Source organism: Devosia sp. 1566 (assembly GCF_004005995.1).
In the GTDB taxonomy this organism is placed as follows: Bacteria; Pseudomonadota; Alphaproteobacteria; order Rhizobiales; family Devosiaceae; genus Devosia.
On the sequence record NZ_CP034767.1, the window covers coordinates 2,967,312 to 2,986,267 of the forward strand.

14 protein-coding genes and 2 pseudogenes are annotated in these 18,956 nt (G+C 63.7%); 9 read left to right on the forward strand and 7 right to left on the reverse strand.

The window, feature by feature from the left end; translation table 11 throughout:
* Window positions 1-35: 35 nt before the first annotated feature.
* Window positions 36-896 (reverse strand): alpha/beta hydrolase, encoded by an 861-nt coding sequence (locus ELX51_RS14235; RefSeq protein ID WP_127754146.1) that lies wholly within the window; start codon window positions 894-896, stop codon window positions 36-38.
* A 153-nt stretch (window positions 897-1,049) separates the two neighbouring features.
* Between ELX51_RS14235 and ELX51_RS14240 the strand changes: the two genes are divergently transcribed.
* Window positions 1,050-1,631, forward strand: a complete 582-nt coding sequence (locus tag ELX51_RS14240; protein ID WP_127754147.1) for an isoprenylcysteine carboxylmethyltransferase family protein — start codon at window positions 1,050-1,052, stop codon at window positions 1,629-1,631.
* Between the two features lie 27 nt (window positions 1,632-1,658).
* Here ELX51_RS14240 and ELX51_RS14245 read toward each other — a convergent pair whose 3' ends face one another.
* The 3 genes from ELX51_RS14245 to ELX51_RS14255 are packed head-to-tail and all read right to left on the reverse strand — an operon-like array spanning window position 1,659 to window position 5,402.
* Complete coding sequence (locus ELX51_RS14245) at window positions 1,659-3,131, reverse strand: NAD-dependent succinate-semialdehyde dehydrogenase (protein WP_127754148.1); 1,473 nt, start codon at window positions 3,129-3,131, stop codon at window positions 1,659-1,661.
* A 16-nt stretch (window positions 3,132-3,147) separates the two neighbouring features.
* The gene (locus tag ELX51_RS14250; RefSeq protein WP_127754149.1) at window positions 3,148-4,371 is read right to left on the reverse strand and encodes an iron-containing alcohol dehydrogenase; all 1,224 of its coding nucleotides are present in this window, start codon (window positions 4,369-4,371) and stop codon (window positions 3,148-3,150) included.
* Window positions 4,368-5,402 (reverse strand): Ldh family oxidoreductase, encoded by a 1,035-nt coding sequence (locus ELX51_RS14255; RefSeq protein WP_127754150.1) that lies wholly within the window; start codon window positions 5,400-5,402, stop codon window positions 4,368-4,370. The genes ELX51_RS14250 and ELX51_RS14255 overlap by 4 nt, the downstream gene beginning before the upstream one ends.
* Before the next feature lie 155 nt (window positions 5,403-5,557).
* On the opposite strand from ELX51_RS14255, the gene ELX51_RS14260 reads away from it, so the two are divergent.
* The 3 genes from ELX51_RS14260 to ELX51_RS14270 all read left to right on the forward strand — a co-directional run bounded on the left by ELX51_RS14260 (window position 5,558) and on the right by ELX51_RS14270 (window position 8,820).
* The gene (locus ELX51_RS14260; RefSeq protein WP_127754151.1) at window positions 5,558-6,748 is read left to right on the forward strand and encodes a pyridoxal phosphate-dependent aminotransferase; all 1,191 of its coding nucleotides are present in this window, start codon (window positions 5,558-5,560) and stop codon (window positions 6,746-6,748) included.
* A 42-nt stretch (window positions 6,749-6,790) separates the two neighbouring features.
* Window positions 6,791-7,669 (forward strand): extensin family protein, encoded by an 879-nt coding sequence (locus ELX51_RS20430; protein ID WP_127754152.1) that lies wholly within the window; start codon window positions 6,791-6,793, stop codon window positions 7,667-7,669.
* A 68-nt stretch (window positions 7,670-7,737) separates the two neighbouring features.
* Window positions 7,738-8,820, forward strand: a complete 1,083-nt coding sequence (locus tag ELX51_RS14270; RefSeq protein WP_127754153.1) for a L,D-transpeptidase family protein — start codon at window positions 7,738-7,740, stop codon at window positions 8,818-8,820.
* Window positions 8,821-8,888: 68 nt separating this feature from the next.
* Here the strand turns inward: ELX51_RS14270 and ELX51_RS14275 are convergent, their stop codons facing one another.
* Window positions 8,889-9,737: a helix-turn-helix domain-containing protein gene (locus ELX51_RS14275; RefSeq protein ID WP_248305130.1), complete on the reverse strand. Its 849-nt coding sequence runs from the start codon at window positions 9,735-9,737 to the stop codon at window positions 8,889-8,891.
* Between the two features lie 153 nt (window positions 9,738-9,890).
* Between ELX51_RS14275 and ELX51_RS14280 the strand changes: the two genes are divergently transcribed.
* The 5 genes from ELX51_RS14280 to ELX51_RS14300 all read left to right on the forward strand — a co-directional run bounded on the left by ELX51_RS14280 (window position 9,891) and on the right by ELX51_RS14300 (window position 16,073).
* Window positions 9,891-11,168 carry an ABC transporter substrate-binding protein gene (locus tag ELX51_RS14280; protein ID WP_127754154.1) on the forward strand — a complete coding sequence of 426 codons (1,278 nt, stop codon included), beginning with the start codon at window positions 9,891-9,893 and terminating at the stop codon, window positions 11,166-11,168.
* Between the two features lie 77 nt (window positions 11,169-11,245).
* On the forward strand, window positions 11,246-12,106 hold the full coding sequence (locus ELX51_RS14285) for a sugar ABC transporter permease (RefSeq protein ID WP_127754155.1): 861 nt from the start codon (window positions 11,246-11,248) through the stop codon (window positions 12,104-12,106).
* The gene (locus tag ELX51_RS14290) at window positions 12,103-12,936 is read left to right on the forward strand and encodes a carbohydrate ABC transporter permease (protein ID WP_127754156.1); all 834 of its coding nucleotides are present in this window, start codon (window positions 12,103-12,105) and stop codon (window positions 12,934-12,936) included. The genes ELX51_RS14285 and ELX51_RS14290 overlap by 4 nt, the downstream gene beginning before the upstream one ends.
* A 10-nt stretch (window positions 12,937-12,946) precedes the next feature.
* On the forward strand, window positions 12,947-14,035 hold the full coding sequence (gene ugpC / locus ELX51_RS14295) for a sn-glycerol-3-phosphate ABC transporter ATP-binding protein UgpC (RefSeq protein ID WP_127754157.1): 1,089 nt from the start codon (window positions 12,947-12,949) through the stop codon (window positions 14,033-14,035).
* A 25-nt stretch (window positions 14,036-14,060) separates the two neighbouring features.
* A complete protein-coding gene (locus tag ELX51_RS14300; RefSeq protein ID WP_127754158.1) occupies window positions 14,061-16,073 on the forward strand; it encodes an aldo/keto reductase in 2,013 nt (670 codons plus the stop codon).
* A 40-nt stretch (window positions 16,074-16,113) separates the two neighbouring features.
* Here ELX51_RS14300 and ELX51_RS14305 read toward each other — a convergent pair.
* Together ELX51_RS14305 and ELX51_RS14310 are read right to left on the reverse strand one after the other, a co-directional pair.
* Window positions 16,114-17,232, reverse strand: a pseudogene (locus tag ELX51_RS14305) (glycosyl transferase family 1); the annotation flags it as partial.
* 280 nt (window positions 17,233-17,512) lie between these two features.
* Window positions 17,513-18,520: pseudogene (locus tag ELX51_RS14310) on the reverse strand (glycosyltransferase); the annotation flags it as partial.
* Window positions 18,521-18,956: the final 436 nt, after the last annotated feature.

Consider the following 18,956-nt stretch of genomic DNA (forward strand, 5'->3'; position numbering starts at 1 on the left):
CTTCGTGGTTGGCAACTGCTGAAAGCTGGCGCCCCTCAGGCGCGCCTCGCCTTGCGCAGACCGGCGGAAAACTGATGCGCTTCCACATCCCGCACGAACCGCGCCAGCAGCCCGTTGAAGAGTTCGGCCTGGCTCCAGAACGGCGAATGGCCCGCCGCTGGAATGGTCAGGCATTTTCCGGTCCAGAGCTGGGGAACGGCCAGGGTTTCGAGGTAATGCAGGCGCACCACCGGATCATCGCTGCCATTAACCAGGGCGATGGGGATCTCAGCCGATTCCACGACCCTCTTCTGGTCGGCGCCATCGCCTCGCATCATGCTCCTGAAAAAATTCTGCCGCAGCCGCCCGTCGGCGCGAGCCAGCGCCTGCCTGTTGAGCTCATCTGGCTCGCCCTCGCCATAGCACATGGCAAGAAAGCGCCTTGCGTCGCGTGGGGTAAACTCAGGCTTGCTGGCCAGCAGCATATCCCAGCTTGGTCGGAACCCGCGCAGCATGCCAATCGGGCCCTTGGCCACTGGCGGCGTGCCGACCAGCATGGCGCCGCTGATCCAAGCACTGCGGGCGATCATTTCGATGGCGATATGGCCGCCCAGCGACCAGCCGCACACCGCGACCTGGTTGAGATTGAGCTGGCCCAGCACCTCAAGAACCGCCTCGGCCAGATGCGTGAGGCTATAGCCGTCCAGATCCACTGCATCGGTGGAATGCCCATGCCCGGGCAGGTCCACCGCGAGGAGGCGGAGCGGCTGCAGCATTGGGCTGTCGAACTGCCGGCGGAACGCATCGGTCGAAGCGCCGGAACCATGCAGCAACAGGAGCGGGTATCCGGCGCCCCCGCTGTCGCGCAAGGCAATATCAGAATAGCGTGTCCTGATGACTTTGCTTCTGGCCCGCATAGCAGAGGCTCCCTTCGGACCACCAATGCCCCTCTAAGTTTGCGGAAGCCTTAAGCGGCATCCTTAACCGAATTATTCGGTCCGGAGCCGATCATAAGTTGACACTCCCCCGGCCTTGTCGGCAAATGACAGTCTCCAAACCGAGAGGTCCAATTGAACTCCGCGCTTGATCTTATCGTCACTGTCATCAGTTGGAGCGTTGTGGCCCAGCACATTTGGGCAACAAGAGGACACTTTGTTTCGGACAAGATGCAGTGGCCCGCAGCTTTGCTCGCGGCGCTTGTTCTGCTAACCGCGCTCATCTACACCGTCATTATTTGGAGCGATGAACAGCCTATATTGGCAAAATCGGTCGGCTTACTTCTGGAGCTGGCGGCCATGGCTTTGTTCTGGTCGGCCATTCACGCCTCACGCTACGCGCAGCTGCGCTTTGCCTTTGACGCAAATCAGCCCAGGACGCTGTTGCAGAGCGGCCCCTATCGCTATGTGCGGCACCCCTTCTACACATCCTATATTATGTTCTGGGCGGGGTGGGCGATAGCGGCCTGGTCGCCCCTGGCCATTCCGACCCTGGTTGCCATCATCCTCATGTACATTCTGGCTGCACGGAGCGAGGAGCGGCATTTCGCCGGCACGTCCATGTCCAGCGACTACGAGGCCTATCGGGCCCGAGCCGGTCTTTTCTGGCCCCGTTTGTCGCGGTCCGGGGATCGCAACCAGCAAGTGGGTAGCTAGCGGCGGGCCGTGCCCGCCGCTCGGGACTTACCAGGACGTGGCGATATATTTGGCTTCGGTGAATTCCAGCAGGCCATGATGGGCGCCTTCACGCCCAAGCCCGCTCTGCTTGACCCCGCCAAAGGGCGCCGCCGGGTCAGACACCAAACCCCGGTTGAGCGCGATCATGCCGCTCTCGATCCGCTCCGAGACCCGCAGGCCCCGGGCCAGATCACCGGAATAGACATAAGCGACAAGCCCATATTCAGTGTCATTGGCCAGCCGGATGGCTTCCTCTTCGCTGTCGAAGGCAACGATTGGCGCCACCGGCCCAAAGATCTCTTCATGCACCATCGCAGCCTCGGGGCTCACATCGGCCAGAATGGTAGCTTCGTAATAGAACCCCTTGCGCTCGGGAGCCGAGCCGCCCGTCACCACGCGCGCACCGCGCGACACCGCATCGCTCACCAGCGAAGCCACCTTGTCGCGGCTCTTGGCATTGACCAGCGGTCCCAGCTGCGTTGTGGGATGATAGCCCGGCCCAACCTGCAGCGCCTTCATGCGCGCCGCGAACTTGTCGGCAAAGGCTTCCAGCACGCCGCGCTGCACATAAAAGCGGTTGGCGGCCGTGCAGGCCTCCCCGCCATTGCGCATCTTGGCGATCATCGCGCCGTCCACCGCCGCATCGATATCGGCGTCGTCGAACACCACGAACGGGGCATTGCCGCCCAGTTCCATGGAGCAATTGATCACCTGGTCGGCCGCTTCCTTGAGCAGCACGCGCCCGACTTCAGTCGAGCCGGTAAAGGACAGCTTGCGCACGCGCGGATCATGCAGCATGGCGCTGATCACCGGCCCCGACTTGCTCGTGGTCACTACGTTGACGACGCCATCAGGCACGCCGGCTTCGGCAAGGATTTCGGCCATGGCATAGGCGGTCAGCGGGGTTTCGGTGGCGGGCTTGAGAATGCAGGTGCATCCCGCGGCCAGCGCCGGCCCGATCTTGCGGGTAGCCATTGCCGCTGGGAAGTTCCACGGCGTCACCAGCACGGCAATGCCCACCGGCTGGTATTGCACGATGATCCGATTGTTGCCGCTCGGCGCCATCGAGATTTCGCCATTGAGCCGCACGCCTTCCTCGGCATACCAGCGGAAGAACTCAGCCGCATAGGCGACCTCGCCCCGCGCATCGGGCAGCGCCTTGCCATTCTCGCGCGAGATCAACTCAGCCAGCCATTCGGCGCGTTCGGTCATCAGGCCATAGGCCTTCATCAGGATGTCGCTGCGCTTGCGCGGTGCAGTTGCGGCCCAGCCAGCCGCGGCGGCAGCGGCAGCATCCACCGCCGCTTTGCCATCCTCGATGCTGGCATTGGCAACGCTGGTGATCACCTCTTCGGTGGAGGGATCGAACACATCAATCCGCTCCCCGCTTGAGGCGGGACGCCAACGGCCGCCAATAAACAGATCGGTGGCGAGATTGTCGTAATCGCCCTGGGCGCGGATTGCTGATGACTGGGACATGGGAACTGCCTTTGGTTCAATGGCGGCGCAGGCGATCGCGATCGCCGGCATGAGCTGCTTGGACAATCTGCTGCATGGCAGCCAGATCGAGAGGTCGTGGATTGTTGTTGACGAGCCGGGCCGACAGCAGCGACTGCTCGGCGACCCAGTCGAGCCGCTCGACGGGAACGCCCAGCTCGGCCAGGGTACGCGGAATACCCAAGGTGGCAAAGAGTTCGGCAACGGCTTCGATCGCGGCATCGGCCAACTCGGCCTCCTCGCCTTGCGTGATGCCGAACAGGCGGGCGATCTCGGCGAATTCCGGCCCGCAGGCTGATCGGTTGAAGTCCATCACATAGGGCATCAGCACCGCCACCCCAAGCCCATGGGCGGTCTTGGTCAGCGCCCCCACGGGATATTGAATGGCATGGGCGGCCGCCGTGCCGGCCACGCCAAAGGCCTGCCCCGCGCAAAGCGCGCCATACATCACCTGCTCGCGCGCGCTCGCATTGCCCCCATCGGCCACCGCCGCCGCCAGATTGCCCGCCAGCGCGGCAATGGCGATCCGCGCCTGCGCGTCGCTCTGGGTGTTCTTGCCGATAAACACCTGCTGGAGGGCGCGCCCCGGGTCCGTCGGGTGCTTGATGGCGGTAAACGCCTCGATCGCATGGGTCAGCGCATCTGCCCCCGCCACCGCCGTCAGCCCGGGTGGGCAGGTCGACGTCAGCTCGGGATCACACACCGCCACTTCCGGGATCAGATAGGGGCTGGAAATCCCCACCTTGGAGATCCGCACCGGATCGGCCAGCACCGCCACCGGCGTCACCTCCGATCCTGTCCCTGCCGTGGTCGGCACCGCCACCACCGGCAACACCGGGCCGGGCACCTTGAACTCGCCGTAGAATTCGGAAAGCTCGTCGCCATGCGTCAGGGTCAGCGCCACCAGCTTGGCAAGGTCAAGGCAACTGCCCCCGCCAATGCCCACGATCACATCGGGCCCAAAATCGCGCGCCTTGGCTGCGGCCTCGGCAATGCACGCCAGCGGCAATTCGGCGATGGTGCCGTCATAAAGCTCGGTTCGCAGCCCCGCCCCTTCCAGCCCATCGCGGATCGCGCCCAGCATAGGGTCCTGGTTGAACCGTTCATCCGAGCACAGGAGAACCCGGCTGCCCAAGCCCGCCACGATGGCGGGCAGCGCATGCCGTTGGCCGGCGCCAAAATAGATCGCCCGCGGACTGCGGATGGCGCCATAAATGCTCATGTCAGCTCTTTCGTTGTGGAAGCCGGATCACCGGCCAATTCGCATAATTTGGCCCAAAGCGGTTCGGGCAAGGCAATACCTGTTTGGAGCCGCTCCGCCCGCACCCGCATCGCCCGGTCGCCCGGCACCGCTACCTTGCGCGCCCCCTCGGCATCGCCCGAAGCGCGCACCAGGTCGAGATAAGCGGCTATCCGCGCCGACGTGCCCGGCTGCAAATCTGGATCAATCAGGATGAACACATCGCCCTTGGTGGCGGGCCGGGTGGAATCGAGCGTGCCAGTGACGTCGCGCCCGATCGCAGAATCGGTCAGCGCCACCACCAGCAGTTCAAGCGCCAGCCCCAGCGCATAGCCCTTCGCCTCCCCAAATGGCGCAATTGAGCCCTTTTTAGCGGCCTCCGGGTCGGTAGTCGGCTCCCCCTCGGCATCCAGCGCCCAGCCCTCGGGCAGTTCCTGCCCGCGCTGCGCGTAATCATAGATCTGGCCCATGGACACAAGGCTCGTGGCCATATCCAGCACAAACGGATCGCCCGGCTGCGGCACCCCGATGGCCACCGGATTGGTGCCCAGCATGGGCGTGCGCCCGCCCCAGGCATGCACCAGCGCTTCGCTCGTGGTGAACCCGAGCGTTACCAGCCCTTCGCGCGCCAGCTTTTCGGCATACCAGGCCAGCATGCCCAGATGATTGCTGTGCGCAATCGCCACCACCACAACCCCGCTTTGCCGCGCCCGTTCGGCCGCAAGCTCCAGCGCCGCCATCGCCACCACCGGCCCCAGCCCATCCTGACCGTTGACCTGCAGGAAATTCTCGCTCCGCCAGGTCATGTTGCCGGTCGCGGTGGGGCTGGTCACGCCATTGGCCATGCGGTCGGTCAAGCGCGGCAACCGCAGCAAGCCGTGCGACGGGCGCCCCCGCAGCTCTGCCTCCAGCAGCAGATCCACCTGCAGCGCCGCTGCCTCCGGGGGAACCCCAGCTCGCCTCAGCGCCGCTTCACTCACCCGCCGAGCATCTTCCGCGGCAATATTGATCATAACTATATCCTATCCGATACGATTTAGCGGCAGCACACCCGCGAAGTCAAGCGCCTGCTCCGTGCTGGAAGCGATTGCCTTGGCCGCGCCAATCGGCATAGCTGCGCCTTGATTTGCGGGGCAACCCATCGCCCCACCCACCGTGGATTGATCTCATGCACCAACATCTCGCTTCACCACCCCAGGCCCGCCAGGCGGTGCTTGATTTGGCCCCTTCCCGCATCCGCGAGGTTGCCAATGCCGGCATGGATCGCAGCGATGTGGTTCCGTTCTGGTTTGGTGAAAGCGATCAGCCCACCCCCGCCTTTATCCGCGCCGCCGCGGTGGAATCGCTGGAGCGCAACAACACCTTCTATACCCAAAATTTGGGCCGTCCCGCCCTGCGCACCGCGATCGCGAGCTACATTTCCCGCCTGCGCAACATCACCCTCGGCCCCAACCGCGTCGGCGTTGCCAGCTCTGGCGTATCGGCCCTGATGCTGGGCAGCCAGCTCGTCCTGTCCCCGGGCGATCGGGTAGTTGTCGTCACCCCCATCTGGCCCAACATCGCCGAGATCCCCAAGATCCTCGGCGCCGAGGTCACCCGGTTCCCTCTCAGCGTCCGCAGTAACCGCTGGCAGCTTGACCTCGACCACCTGCTCGCTACCCTCACCGATGATGTGCGCATGCTCGTCATCAACTCGCCCAACAACCCCACCGGCTGGACCATCAGCACCGAACAGCAGGCCGCCATCCTCGCCCATTGCCGCCAGCGCGGCATCTGGATCTTGTCGGACGAAGTTTATGACCGGCTGGTGTTCACCCCAGGCCAAACCGCTGCCCCCTCCATGCTCTCGGTCGCCGATCCCGAAGATCGCCTCATCGTCGTCAACAGCTTCTCCAAGACCTGGCGCATGACCGGCTGGCGGCTGGGCTGGCTGGTGCTGCCCACCAACCTAGTGCCCCAGCTCGAAAAGCTCATCGAATACAACACGTCCTGCGTACCCGAATTCGTGCAGGCCGGGGGTCTCGCCGCCCTCACCGATCCGGCCAGCGCCGCCACCGTGACGCAGATCCACCGTGAACTGGGGGAGGCCCGCGCCACCCTGCTGACAGCCCTGCGCCAGCTGCCCGGCGTCACCCTGCCGGAAGCTGATGGCGCTATGTACGCCTTTTTCCGCGTCGACGGCCACGCCGACTCGCTGGCCCTTGCCAAGCGCCTCGTGGCCGAAGCGGGGCTGGGCCTTGCGCCGGGGAGTGCGTTTGGCGATGAAGGCGAAGGCTGGCTGCGCTGGTGCTTTGCCGCGGCGCCGGAACGCATCAATACCGGCGTCGACCGGCTGCGCTCGTTCTTGAGGCAAAGTTGAATCGCATTGGCAACGCGCGGCCTTCAGCCGCGTTCTGCCACCATGTTGCGCACCTCACTGCTTACCGTCATGCTGCTTTTGTCCTCGCTGGCGCTCGCCCAGGAAGCGCCCGAGGCGGTTCCGCCCATGCCGCGGGACCGGCCTGAAAGCCTGACCGACGCGCCCCCAGCGGATGCAACAGCGCCCGCCGACGCCGAGGCGGAAGCCCCCGACGCTGACGCAAACGCGCCCGAGGCCGGCGCCGAGCGGCCTAAGGCCGATCCGGACGCACCCGAAGCCGAGCAACCGCCCGCGGATGCCGCACCCGCCGCGCAAGAACCCCCCGCGCCCGCCAAGGTCGCCGAACCAGCCGAGCCGCCTCGCCCCTATCAGACCCAGTGCCCCGCTGTGATCGGCGGCCAGATCGAGGCCAAGCTGCTTCCCCCCATCGATGAAGGCGAATGCGGCACCCAGTCCCCCCTGGCGGTAACCGGGATCCTGGTGAACGGCCGCATGGTGCCGCTATCGAGCGAAGCCACCCTCACCTGCGAAGTAGCCACGACGCTGCCGCATTGGGGCGAGGCGATCGATGGCTATCTGCAGGCGCGCGAAAACACCGAACTGGCCAGCCTTGATGTCGGCACCAACTATAATTGCCGTGCCCGGGTTGGCGGCAGTTCCGATCGCCTTTCCGAGCACGGCATGGCCAATGCGCTCGATGTGGTCGGCTTTACCTTTGCCGATGGCCGCACCGTCACGGTCGAAGGCGATTGGCCCGCCGCCGACGCGCCCGAGGGCAAGTTCCTGCGCTTTGCCCATGATGCGGCCTGTTCGAGCTTTTCCACCACACTTGGGCCCGAAGCCAATGCCGAACACCACGACCATTTCCATGTGGATATGGGCTGCCATGGCGCGGCCTGTCAGGCCCGCCTCTGTGAATAGGGTTTAATCGGGGCAACTTGGGCTGACATGGGGCGTTGAGGTGGCAACTGCTTGTCCTGAGATCAATTATGAACTTTGCCGCCCGGCTCTCCCTCCCCCTGCTTCTCGTCGCCTTCTCCCTTCCAACCACCGCCCAACAGCTCCCTGCCGCTTCACCGCCTCCCCTGACGCCCGAAGCGATCAACGCTGCCAGCCTTGAGCCGCTGCTGCCGCTCTTTGCCGTCCCCTTGCCGGACGAAAGTGCCGAGCCGTTGCCACCGCCCCCGCAGAACGAGGGCGCCACCGACTTGTCAGCCGAGGCTGAGGGACCCAAGCTGCCCGACCCAGCAATCGCGCGCCTCCAGATTCTTCTCGACCGTGCCGGCGTTTCTCCTGGCGTCATCGATGGCTATGACGGCGCCAATGTCCGCAAGGCGGTGATGGCTTTTGCTGCAATTAATGGCCTGCCCGGCAATGGCGCACTTGATCCTGCAGTGCTGGCGCGCCTCGAAACCCCTGACCCGGCCGTAATGGCCTACACCATCACGGCCGAGGACGTTGCCGATATCGTTGAGCCGCTCCCCAGCGACTACGCCGAATTGGCCGAGCGCGAATCCCTCGGCTATACGAGCGTCGCCGAAGCGCTTGCCGAAAAATTCCACATGGATGTGAATTTCATCGAGACGTTGAATCCGGGCGCAAGCTTTGTCGAAGGCGAAGAAATTGCCGTGGCCGCCCCAGGCGCTGACCTGCAGGGCATGGTCGCCACCATCGAGGCCGACAAGCGCATGGGCATGCTGCGCGCCTATGATGCCACCGGTCGCCTTCTTGTCGCTTATCCCGCGACCATCGGCAGCGAGGACAATCCCTCACCCTCGGGTACGCACATGGTGGAGGTCGTCGTGCTCGATCCCGATTATACCTACAATCCTGAGGTCAATTTCCAGCAGGGCGACAACACCGAGGTGCTGACCTTGCCGCCTGGCCCCAATGGCCCGGTCGGTACGGTCTGGATCGACCTGTCCGAGCCCACCTACGGCATCCATGGCACGCCCGAGCCCTCCAAGATCGACAAAACCGGCTCGCACGGCTGCGTGCGCCTGACCAATTGGGATGCCCGCGAACTGGCCGCGATGGTTGAGCCAGGCGTTCCCGTCACCTTCATCGAATAAGCAGGCTTCTGGTCGTGCCGGCCCCTCGGGTCGGCGCGGTTGCCCTCGCGACCTGGATCCGTCTTCAATCAGTTCCGCCGCAGGCCCACTCCACCCGGCCGAGCCCGGGCATCGCGGCGAAAATCACTGGGTGCCATGCCGGCGATCTTGCGGAAGGACTTGTTGAAGGCACTGAGCGAGCCAAAGCCGCTTTCCATCGCCACATGGAGCACATTGGCGTCTTCCTGCATCAGCAGCGCCTGCGCATAGGAGAGGCGCAGGAGGTTCACATATTCGTTGAGCGTCATGCCGGTGGATTTCTTGAACACCGACATCGCGTATTTCGGGTGGATATCCGCCGACGAAGCGATATCGGCCGAACAGATATCGTGTCGGAAATTGCCGGCGATGAAGTCGCAGATGCTTTTGACATTACTGAACGACTGCTGGTCCAGCGCCTCAAGTGTTCCCTTGGGGGTGCCGTCCGGCTCCACGAGATACGAGGGCTCGAACTGCACGCGCTCGATGCGCAGCAGTAATTCGTTGATGGCGTGATCGGCGCGCTTCTCATCGCCCGGCTGCATATAGCGCGACCAGCGGTTGAAATTGCCGGCATCCGTGCCGTCGGGTGTGCTGGTCACGAGCGTCGCGCCCCGCATCAGCTTTTCCGACATATCAGCGGGCAGCCTTAGCCGGAAGAAATGCACCAGCGGCAGGTGGATCGCCACAAAGAACGCGTCTTCCGAGGTGTCGATCACCTGGTGCGGCAACCCGCCCCAGAACATGCAGAGGTCGTTGGCTTTGAGGGCTACATTATGCCCATGCATCCGGTACTCCACCGTACCGCTGAAGATGTAATTGATCTCCACCTGAGCGTGCCAATGGGGCGTGTTCATGATGCCTGGCTGCTCGTGGCTGACCACCAGAGTATTGGGCACGCGCTCCACCGCGCTTTTTGCAGGCTCCCAGAAGCGTTTTTCCAACTTCTTACTTTCCGGCAACTTGGCATTCCCTTTCGGAGGGACGCCGGGCACCACATGAGTAGCTTAGAAAGCGCTCAAGGGAAGAGCAAATAAAAAGGGAGGACTTTCATGCGCATTCATCTTGCCTGCGCCACGCTGGCGCTCGCCACCGCCATGGCGACTGGCTCGGCCTCGGCTCAGTCGGGCGAAATCACCATCTGGAGCTGGAATGTGGCAGCCTCGGCCCTCCAATCGGTGGTGCCCGGCTTCAACCAACAATTCCCTGACATCAAGGTCACGGTGGAGGACCTGGGCAACCAGCAGGTCTTTGACAAGACGCTGGCCGGCTGCGCCGCGGGCGGCGCTGGCATGCCCGATATCGTCACCGTCGAGAACTTCGAAGCCGAAGGCTTCTGGAACCAGTTCCCCGATTGCTTTGCCAATCTCAAGGAGCTCGGCTACACCCCCGAACTGCAGGCGCTGTTCCCCGATTTCAAGCGCACCGAACTCGAAGTGGGCGATGTGGCCTATGCCATGCCCTGGGACTCCGGCCCCGTTGCCGTGTTCTATCGCCGCGATTTCTATGAAAAGGCCGGCGTTGATCCCGCCACCATCCAGACCTGGGACGATTTCATCGAAGCTGGCAAGAAGATCGCCGAAGCCAATCCGGGCGTCGTCATGTCCCAGGCCGATTTCAACGGCGACAGCGAATGGTTCCGCATGATCGGCAACGAGCAGGGCTGCGGCTATTATTCGGTGGATGGCCAGTCCATCACCATCAACCAGCCTGCCTGCGTCGCCACGCTCGAAAAGATCAAGGAAATGAAGGATGCCGGCACGCTGACCGCCGCCATCTGGGATGAAAAGATCCAGTCCAACACTGCCGGCACCGTCGCCAGCCAGGTTTATGGCGGCTGGTTCGAAGGCAGCATCCGCGACGGCTCGCCTAATCTGGCCGGCAAATGGGGCGTCTACCCCATGCCCAGCCTCACCCCCGATGGTCCGCACGCTGCCAATCTGGGTGGCTCTTCGCTCGCCATCACCAACAACTCCGCCAACAAGGAAGCCGCCTGGGAGTTCGTCAAATACGCCCTGACCACCAATGACGGCCAGGTGACCATGCTGCGCGAGTTTGGCCTCGTACCCTCGCTGATCTCGGCTCTCGAAGACCCCTATGTCAGCCAGCCTCAGCCCTATTGGGGCGACCAGCCCATCTGGTCCGAGATCCTTGCGACCCTGCCCAACATCCAGCCCAGCCGCGGCACCGCGTTCCTGAACGACGCTGAATCGGTCTATCGCGCCGTCCAGACCCGCTACTTCAACGGCGAATATCCCGATGCCCAGGCCGCGCTCGACGACGCTGCCAGCCAGATCGCCAGCGCCACCGGCATGCCGATCGCGGAGTAATCACGCGCACGGGCGGCTCCCCGGGGCCGCCCCACCCCTTCACCCTCCACAACTGTCCGGAGCGGGAGAGTTCTTGCATGCGCCTGCGCAATGGCCCGGCCTATGGGTTCCTGGCTCCCTATCTGCTGATCTTTCTGGCCTTCTGGATCTGGCCGATCATCAATTCCTTTGTGATCTCGCTGCACAACACGCGCGTGAACCCCTGGGTGTTCAACCCCGCGTTCAACTGGACGCGCATGATCGGCGACCCCGCCTTCTTCAACGCCCTGCGCAACACCCTGGTGATCCTCGTCATCCAGGTGCCCGTCATGCTGGTGCTCGCCACCCTCATGGCCGTGCTCCTCAACTCCCCCAAGCTCAAGGCGCGGCCCCTGTTCCGCTTCGCCTTCTTTGCCCCGGTGGTTGTGGGTGAAGTCGCCTATTCCGCCATTTTCCGGCTGATGTTCAGCTTCGATTTTGGCATCGTCAACAAGCTGCTGACCGGGGTCGGCCTGCCCCGCGTCGACTGGTTCGCCAACCCCACCGCCGCGATGGCCGTGCTCATCATGGCCGTCACCTGGCGCTGGGCCGGCTACAACGCCATCATCATCCTCGCGGGCCTGCAATCCATCCCCGAAGACGTCTACGAAGCCGCAACCCTCGATCGCGTCAGCAAGGTGCGGCAGTTCTTTTTCATCACCCTGCCCCTCCTCAAACCCATCCTGATCTTTTGCGCCGTCCTGTCCATCATCGGCACCATGCAGCTCTTTTCCGAGCCCTTCCTCATCACCAATCGCGGCGGCCCCGGCCAGGCCACCGAAACCCTGGGGCTCTTCCTGTACCGGCAGGGATTTGGCTCGGGCAACTTCGGCTATGCCTCCACCGTCGCCTACGCCATCGCCGCGCTGGCCGTCGCCATCTCGCTGGCCCAGCTCTGGCTCGGAAGGGAGCCCAAATGAGCAAGTCCCGCCGCGAACGCACCCAAACCATCGCCCTCCACCTGCTGCTCCTGCCGCTGGCCCTGCTCTGGCTCTTCCCCCTCTGGATGATGCTGGTGTTCTCCACCATGCCCGACTACGGCATCTTCTCGCCCAATATCGAGCTCTGGTTCTCCGACCAGTTCTTCGCCAACATCGCCAACATGCAGGCCGATACCGATTTCCTGCGCGCGCTCGGCGTTTCGGTGGGTGTCGCCGTGATCTACACCGCCCTTTCGGTATTCCTCACCTCCATGGCCGGCTGGGCCCTCGCCCGCTACGAATTCGTCGGCAAGCCCCTCGTCCTTGCCATTATCCTCGGCACCATCACCCTGCCCTATTTCGTGGTGGTGATCCCCCAATTCGTCATGGTCGCCCGCGACTTCAAGCTCGCCAATACCTGGATCGCCCTGATCGTGCCGCCGCTGTTCAACTCCCTGGGCGTCCTCTTTATGCGCCAGGCTTTTTCCATGATGCCCAATGACCTTTTCGATGCCGCACGCGTCGAGGGCGTCAAGGAATGGAAGATCTATCTCTTTGTCGCCATGCCGCTCGCGCGCCCCACCATTGCCGCCCTCTCGATCATTCTCTTCCTTGCCTCCTGGAACAATTATCTCTGGCCCCTCCTGATCTCGACCGACCGCGCCATGTTCACCGCCCCCGTCGCCCTGGGCTCGCTGATCGGGCTCACCAAAGTCTCCTGGGGCGGCATCATGGCCGGCGCCGTGCTGCTGACCGCGCCCATGCTTGTCGTCTTCCTCCTCTTGCAGCGCCACTTCATTGCCGGCATCGCCGCCGGCGCCATCAAATAGGAGCGCCGCCATGGCCGAAGTCTCCCTGCGCAATGTCACCAAGCGCTTTGGCGCCGTCCCCATCATCCATGGCGTCAGCCTCGATGTGGCCGATGGCGAGTTCGTCGTCTTTGTCGGCCCCTCCGGCTGCGGCAAGTCCACGCTCCTGCGCATGATCGCCGGCCTCGAGGACATCAGCACCGGCGAGATCGGCATTGGCGGGCGCACCGTCAACGATGTCGAGCCCGCCGAGCGCGGCATCGCCATGGTGTTCCAGACCTATGCGCTCTACCCCCACATGACCGTCGAGCAGAATCTGAGCTTCGGGCTGCGCATGAACGGCAATGATCGCGCCGATACCGAGCGCCGCGTCAAGCGCGCCGCCGCGATCCTCCAGATCGAGCCCCTGCTCGCCCGCCGACCCAAGCAGCTCTCGGGCGGCCAGCGCCAACGCGTCGCCATTGGCCGCGCCATTGTGCGCGAGCCCCAGGCCTTCCTCTTCGATGAGCCCCTTTCCAATCTCGATGCCGAGCTGCGCGTGCAGATGCGCGTCGAGATCGCCCGCCTCCACAAGGAGCTGGGCACCACCATGATCTATGTCACCCACGACCAGACCGAGGCGATGACCCTCGCCGACAAGATCGTGGTGCTGCGCGAAGGCCGCATCGAGCAGATGGGCGCCCCGCTCGAGCTCTATGACGATCCCGCCAACCAGTTCGTGGCCGGCTTCATCGGCTCGCCCAAGATGAACTTTTTGGCCGGCCAGGTGGTGCAGAACGGCGCCGCTGGCACCGTGATCGAGCTCACCAACCAGAACAACGCCCGCCTGCCCATGCGCGTCGTCGCGCCGGGCCTGCGCGCGGGCGATCGCGTCACCCTGGGCGTGCGCCCTGAACATTGGGGGGAAGCGGGCGCGGGCGATCTCGACCTCCCCCTTGCCGTTGATGTGGCGGAGCATCTCGGCTCCACCTCCTATCTCTACGCCAACACCAAATCGGGCGAACCGCTGGTGATCGAGCGCGAGGAATCGCGCCACGAAACCCGCCGCGATCAGCTGCTGGTGTCCATCAATTCAGCCAAAGCCTTCCTCTTCGACGCTGCCGGCCAACGGCTGCGCTGATCAACTTTTCTGCAAAGGACCAACCATGACTACAACCAATCCCGTCCGCTGGGGCATTCTGGGGCCAGGCGGCATCGCCAAGGCCTTCGCGCTCGGCCTCGCCCAAGCCAAGAGCGGCACGCTCGTTGCCATTGGCGCGCGCAATCCGGGCAAGCCCGACCTCGCCGAGAACTTCCCGGGCGCGCGGATCGTCGATGGTTATCAGGCCCTCTTGGATGATCCCGAAGTGGATGCCGTCTATATCTCGACGCCCCACCCCTTCCATGCGCAATGGGCCATCAAGGCCGCTCGCGCCGGCAAGCATGTGCTGGTGGAAAAGCCCATGACGCTGTCGGCCGCTGCGACCGACGCGGTGTTCCATGCCCACCGCCAGGCTGGCACTTTTGCTGCCGAAGCCTTCATGTATCGCCTGCATCCCGTGACCCGCAAACTCGGCGAGCTCATCGCTTCGGGCGCCATCGGCGAAGTTCGGATGATTGAATCGAGCTTTGGCTTCCAGATGCCCCGCTTCATGCCCGAGCATCGCCTGTTCAGCAATGATCTGGCCGGCGGCGGCATCATGGATGTGGGCTGTTATCCTGTTTCCATCGCCCGCTTCATCGCCGGCGCTACCCAGAACCAGCCTTTCCTCGATCCCATCGAGGTCACCGGCACCGCGCGCCTCAATGCCGAGGGCACCGATGACTGGGCCGCCGCGACCCTCACCTTCCCCAATGGCATCATCGCCCAGGTCTCCTGCGCCGTGCTCGTCAATCTCGACAACACCCTGCGCATCATGGGCTCGGAAGGCCGCATCGAAGTGCCTCGCTTCTGGTTTGCCGGCGGCCCCAACAATGCCGGTGGTCCCGGGCGGATCGACATCGTCAAGCCCGATGGCAGCCGCGAAACCATCGACCTCGGCATCGACGCCCATCTGTTCTCGTTCGAAGCGGAAGCGGCGAGTCAGGCGATCCTTGCCGGCAAGACCCAACTCGATGCGCCCGGCATGTCCTGGGCCGATTCTTTGGGCAATGCGCGGGTCCTCGATCTCTGGCGCAAGGAAGCCGGCGTCGAGTTCGCCATCGAGCAATCGACCCGCGCCACCTCGACCATTTCTGGCGAAGCCTTGCGCGCGGGCGGCACCACCATCCCGCGCCGCAACCTGCCGGGCCTCTCCAAGGCGCTTTCGGCTGTGGCGCTGGGCTTTGAGGATTTCCGCACCTTTGCCTCGGGCTCGGTGCTGATGGATGCCTATTGGGAAAAGGGCGGCAATCTCTTCGATACCGCCTTTGTCTACGGCGCCGGCTATACCGAAACCCTCTTTGGTCAATGGCACACCAGCCGCGGCACCCGCGAACAGGCCGTGCTGATCGGCAAGGGCGCCCACTCCCCGCTTTGCTATCCCGACCAGATCGGCAAGCAGCTGACCCAGTCGCTCGACCGGCTGCAAACCGACTATGTCGACATCTATTTCATGCACCGCGACAACACGGACGTGCCGGTTGGCGAATTTGTCGATGCCATGGACCGCGAGGTCCACGCCGGCCGCATTCGCGGCATCTTTGGCGGCTCCAACTGGACGCGCGAGCGCATGGACGAGGCCATCGCCTATGCCGAAAAGACCGGCAAGCAGAAGCCCGGCGCCCTCTCCAACAACTTCGCCCTCGCCGAAATGCAGGACGTCATCTGGCCCGGCTGCGTGTCCTCGTCGGACGATGCGTGGAAAGCCTGGTTCCGTGACCGGCAGATCCCCAACTTCGCCTGGTCGAGCCAGGGGCGCGGCTTCTTTACCGACCGTGCCGGTCGCGACAAGCTCGACAACGAGGAACTGGTCCGCGTCTGGTACAACGAGAAGAACTTCGGCCGCCGGGACCGCGCCGTGCAACTCGCGCGGGAACTCGGCAAGAGCCCCATCCATGTGGCCCTGGCCTATGTGCTGCACCAGCCCTTCCCCGTCGTGCCGCTGATCGGGCCGCGCACCCTCGCCGAACTCGATGACAGCATGTCGGCCTTCGACATCAAGCTGACGCCCGAACAGGTCCGCTGGCTCGAAGGCTAGGACCTCCTGCAACTGAGGGGAGCCCCCCGGGCTCCCCTTACTAGTGCCAATCGGGATGCGCCGCGCGTTGGCGCATGATTTCGTCGGCGAGCGGCTGATACACCCGCCGCCCATCGCCCTCGCGATGATGCTCCAGCAAGCCATTGTGGCACGGCCGGTCATCGTCCCAGCCGAAATGATTGAGCACGGGATAAAGGCAGATGCCTTCCATCGGCACGCCCATGGTGCGCGCCGCCGCCACCTCATCGGCCACATAGGCAAACCACGCCGGCCGGCGCTCATCCTCGATGCCCGTTTCCGCCACCAGCATGGGCCGTCCATAGCGTGCATGCGTGTCGGCCAGCATCTGCCGCAGCGGCCGGTAATGGGCCGAGTTCATCTTGATCGTGTGCCCTTTATGGAACCACTGATTGTTGTGGTAGTAATTGACCCCCACGATATCGAGCAGATCAGGGCTACCGCCAAGCTCCGGCAGCAGGCGCCCCGCCAGCATATCCCACGCCTGGAACTGCGCCTGTGTATGCCCTTGCGCTATCTTGGCCTGCTCCGGCCGGCGGGGGTAAGCCACGATGTTGATGATGGGGTCGCAATGCACGAACCGGGCTCGCGCGTCCACCTGGCGAATGGCACGCATCGCCGCCAGTGACGCGCGCGCCAGTTGTACCTTGAGCTCGTATGCGCGCTTGCTGGCAAAGGGATTGAGATAGCGCGCATCCCCACCTGCCCAGGCAAAAAACGAGATTTCGTTGACCGGAGCATAAAACGGCACCGCATCGCTTTGCTCACGCACCAGTTGCGCCGCAGCCCTCGCGAAATGGGCGAACCGGTCGACAAAGATCGGCTTCCAGATATCGATATCGTCGGGCCAGCCATAATGCAGCAGGTCCCAAACGACCTGGGTTCCAGTCGCTTTGGCCGCTTGCAGCATTCCCAACCAACTCGACCAGTCATACTGGCCCGGGCTGGTCTCGATCCGGTACCAGCGCACGCCATCTCGCACAGTGCGAATGCCGAAGTCCTGCAACTGCCGGTAATCCTCAGCGGCAAATTGGTCATGTTCGCTGGATGCAATGATGTCGAGCCGCAAACCGCTCTTGCGCTTATGCGTCGAGCATTCGAACCCGCCTTGCATAAAGGACTGGAACAGCTTCGGCGCTGGCGCCGGCGCTGGGGCGCTCACGGGACCGCTCCAGCGGCATCAAGGTCTTGTCCGAGCATGGCTTGTTCTCCCCGCCAGCCGGGGGCCTCCTTTGCAATAGGGGGCCAGCCCGACAGCCCGGCACGTGGCCTGTCGGCGCTGAATCCGCAGGCAGGCTCGAAGGTTAAGATCGCCCGGTAGGTCCTGGCCTGCGCCAGGCCTCCGGCGGTCAAGCCGATACCGAGCTCACCCCGAGCGTTGTCCGCCCATTCATCAGCCGCAATGGCACGCTGGCAGCTTCGATTGCCTCCTGCACCAATGCATCCATATTCATGGCGGTCTTGTCCCAACTCATCTCGGCCAGGATCCTGTCGACGCCGGGCAGCCATCCGGCGGGAGCCGCGGCGAGCTCAAGTGCTTCTTCGCAGGCCGCCACGAATTCCGCGGCACCCGCCGCAATGCTGACGCCCCGCACCTTGCCATATTGGCGCACCACATCGGGCACCGGCGTTGACACCACCGGCTTGCCCGCCGCTAGATATTCCGGCGTCTTGGTGGGACTGATGAACTTGGTGGCTTCATTGACCGCAAAGGGCATCAGGGCCACGTCCCATTTCGCCACGATGCCCGGCAGATCGGCATAGTCACGCTGGCCCACAAAGCTGATATTGGATGCTTGGGGCAGATCGGCCGCGCTGATCTTGACCACCGGCCCGACAATCTCGAAGGACCATTCGGGTCGCAAGGCTGCAACCTCCGCCAGCAGGTCCAGATCCATCCGCTCGTCGATCACCCCATAGAAGCCGAAGGTCTTGCCCAGCTGCCGTGGGCGGCGGGCTTTGGCAAAATGGGCGGTCTCAACGCTGGATGGAAATGGGTGAATATTGGCATGGGCATGCCGTTTGGCCTCGTAAAGGCTGTAGCCGCCGGTAAACACCGCATCGGCCCGCTTCAGCAGGTCGGCCTCCAGTACCCGCAACCGGGGCGGAGCAAAGCGGAAATTGGCCAGCTCGTCCATGCAATCATAGATCACTGCCGCTGCGTCCACATGCCGGGCAAAGCCAAACATCATGGGCGTATAGAACCACAGCACCGGCTTGCTTATGCGATTGACCTTGAGCATCAGATCGAGCAGCGCCGCAAGGCCCTGCTCCCGCTCCGCTTCGCTCCAGGACCGCGGCAGCCTTGGCCGCACGGCAATCACTTCCGTGCCCGCAAAGGGATGATATTCCAGATAAGGCAGGTTGTGGTCGGTCGGGATGTATTCTTCAAAAAAGAACACCCGCCGCTTGGCCGAAAATCGTTGCATCAGGTGCTGTGGCCGCTGCAGCACGAAGTCCCATCGCAGATGGGAGAAACAGATCAGCGGGTTTTCATCCGCTTCGAACCGGGACGGATAGGCCTTGGACTGCGCGAGGGGGGCTGACATTGAGTCTCCTATGCCAAAGCTGCCGCCAAGCGGCTATGTAAAGCGAAACGAACGGCGCCGGCTTTTGGATGCGGTGCCGCCAACACCAACATCAGTCATAAATCGAGCGCATTACGAGCTCGGCCGGGTGACAACTTCCCGGTCTCTTGGCAGCCCGCTCCAAGCCCTCCGCCACCGGGCGAATGGGCTGGCTCCCGCGCGTTCAGAACCCGTTCAGAATCGGTTCATCTAGATGAACAAACAGCGGTTTTGCCTCGCCTCCGCCCTCCATCAGTCTGAAAAGGAACGCGGCGGAGAGGCGGAAGCGCACACCCAT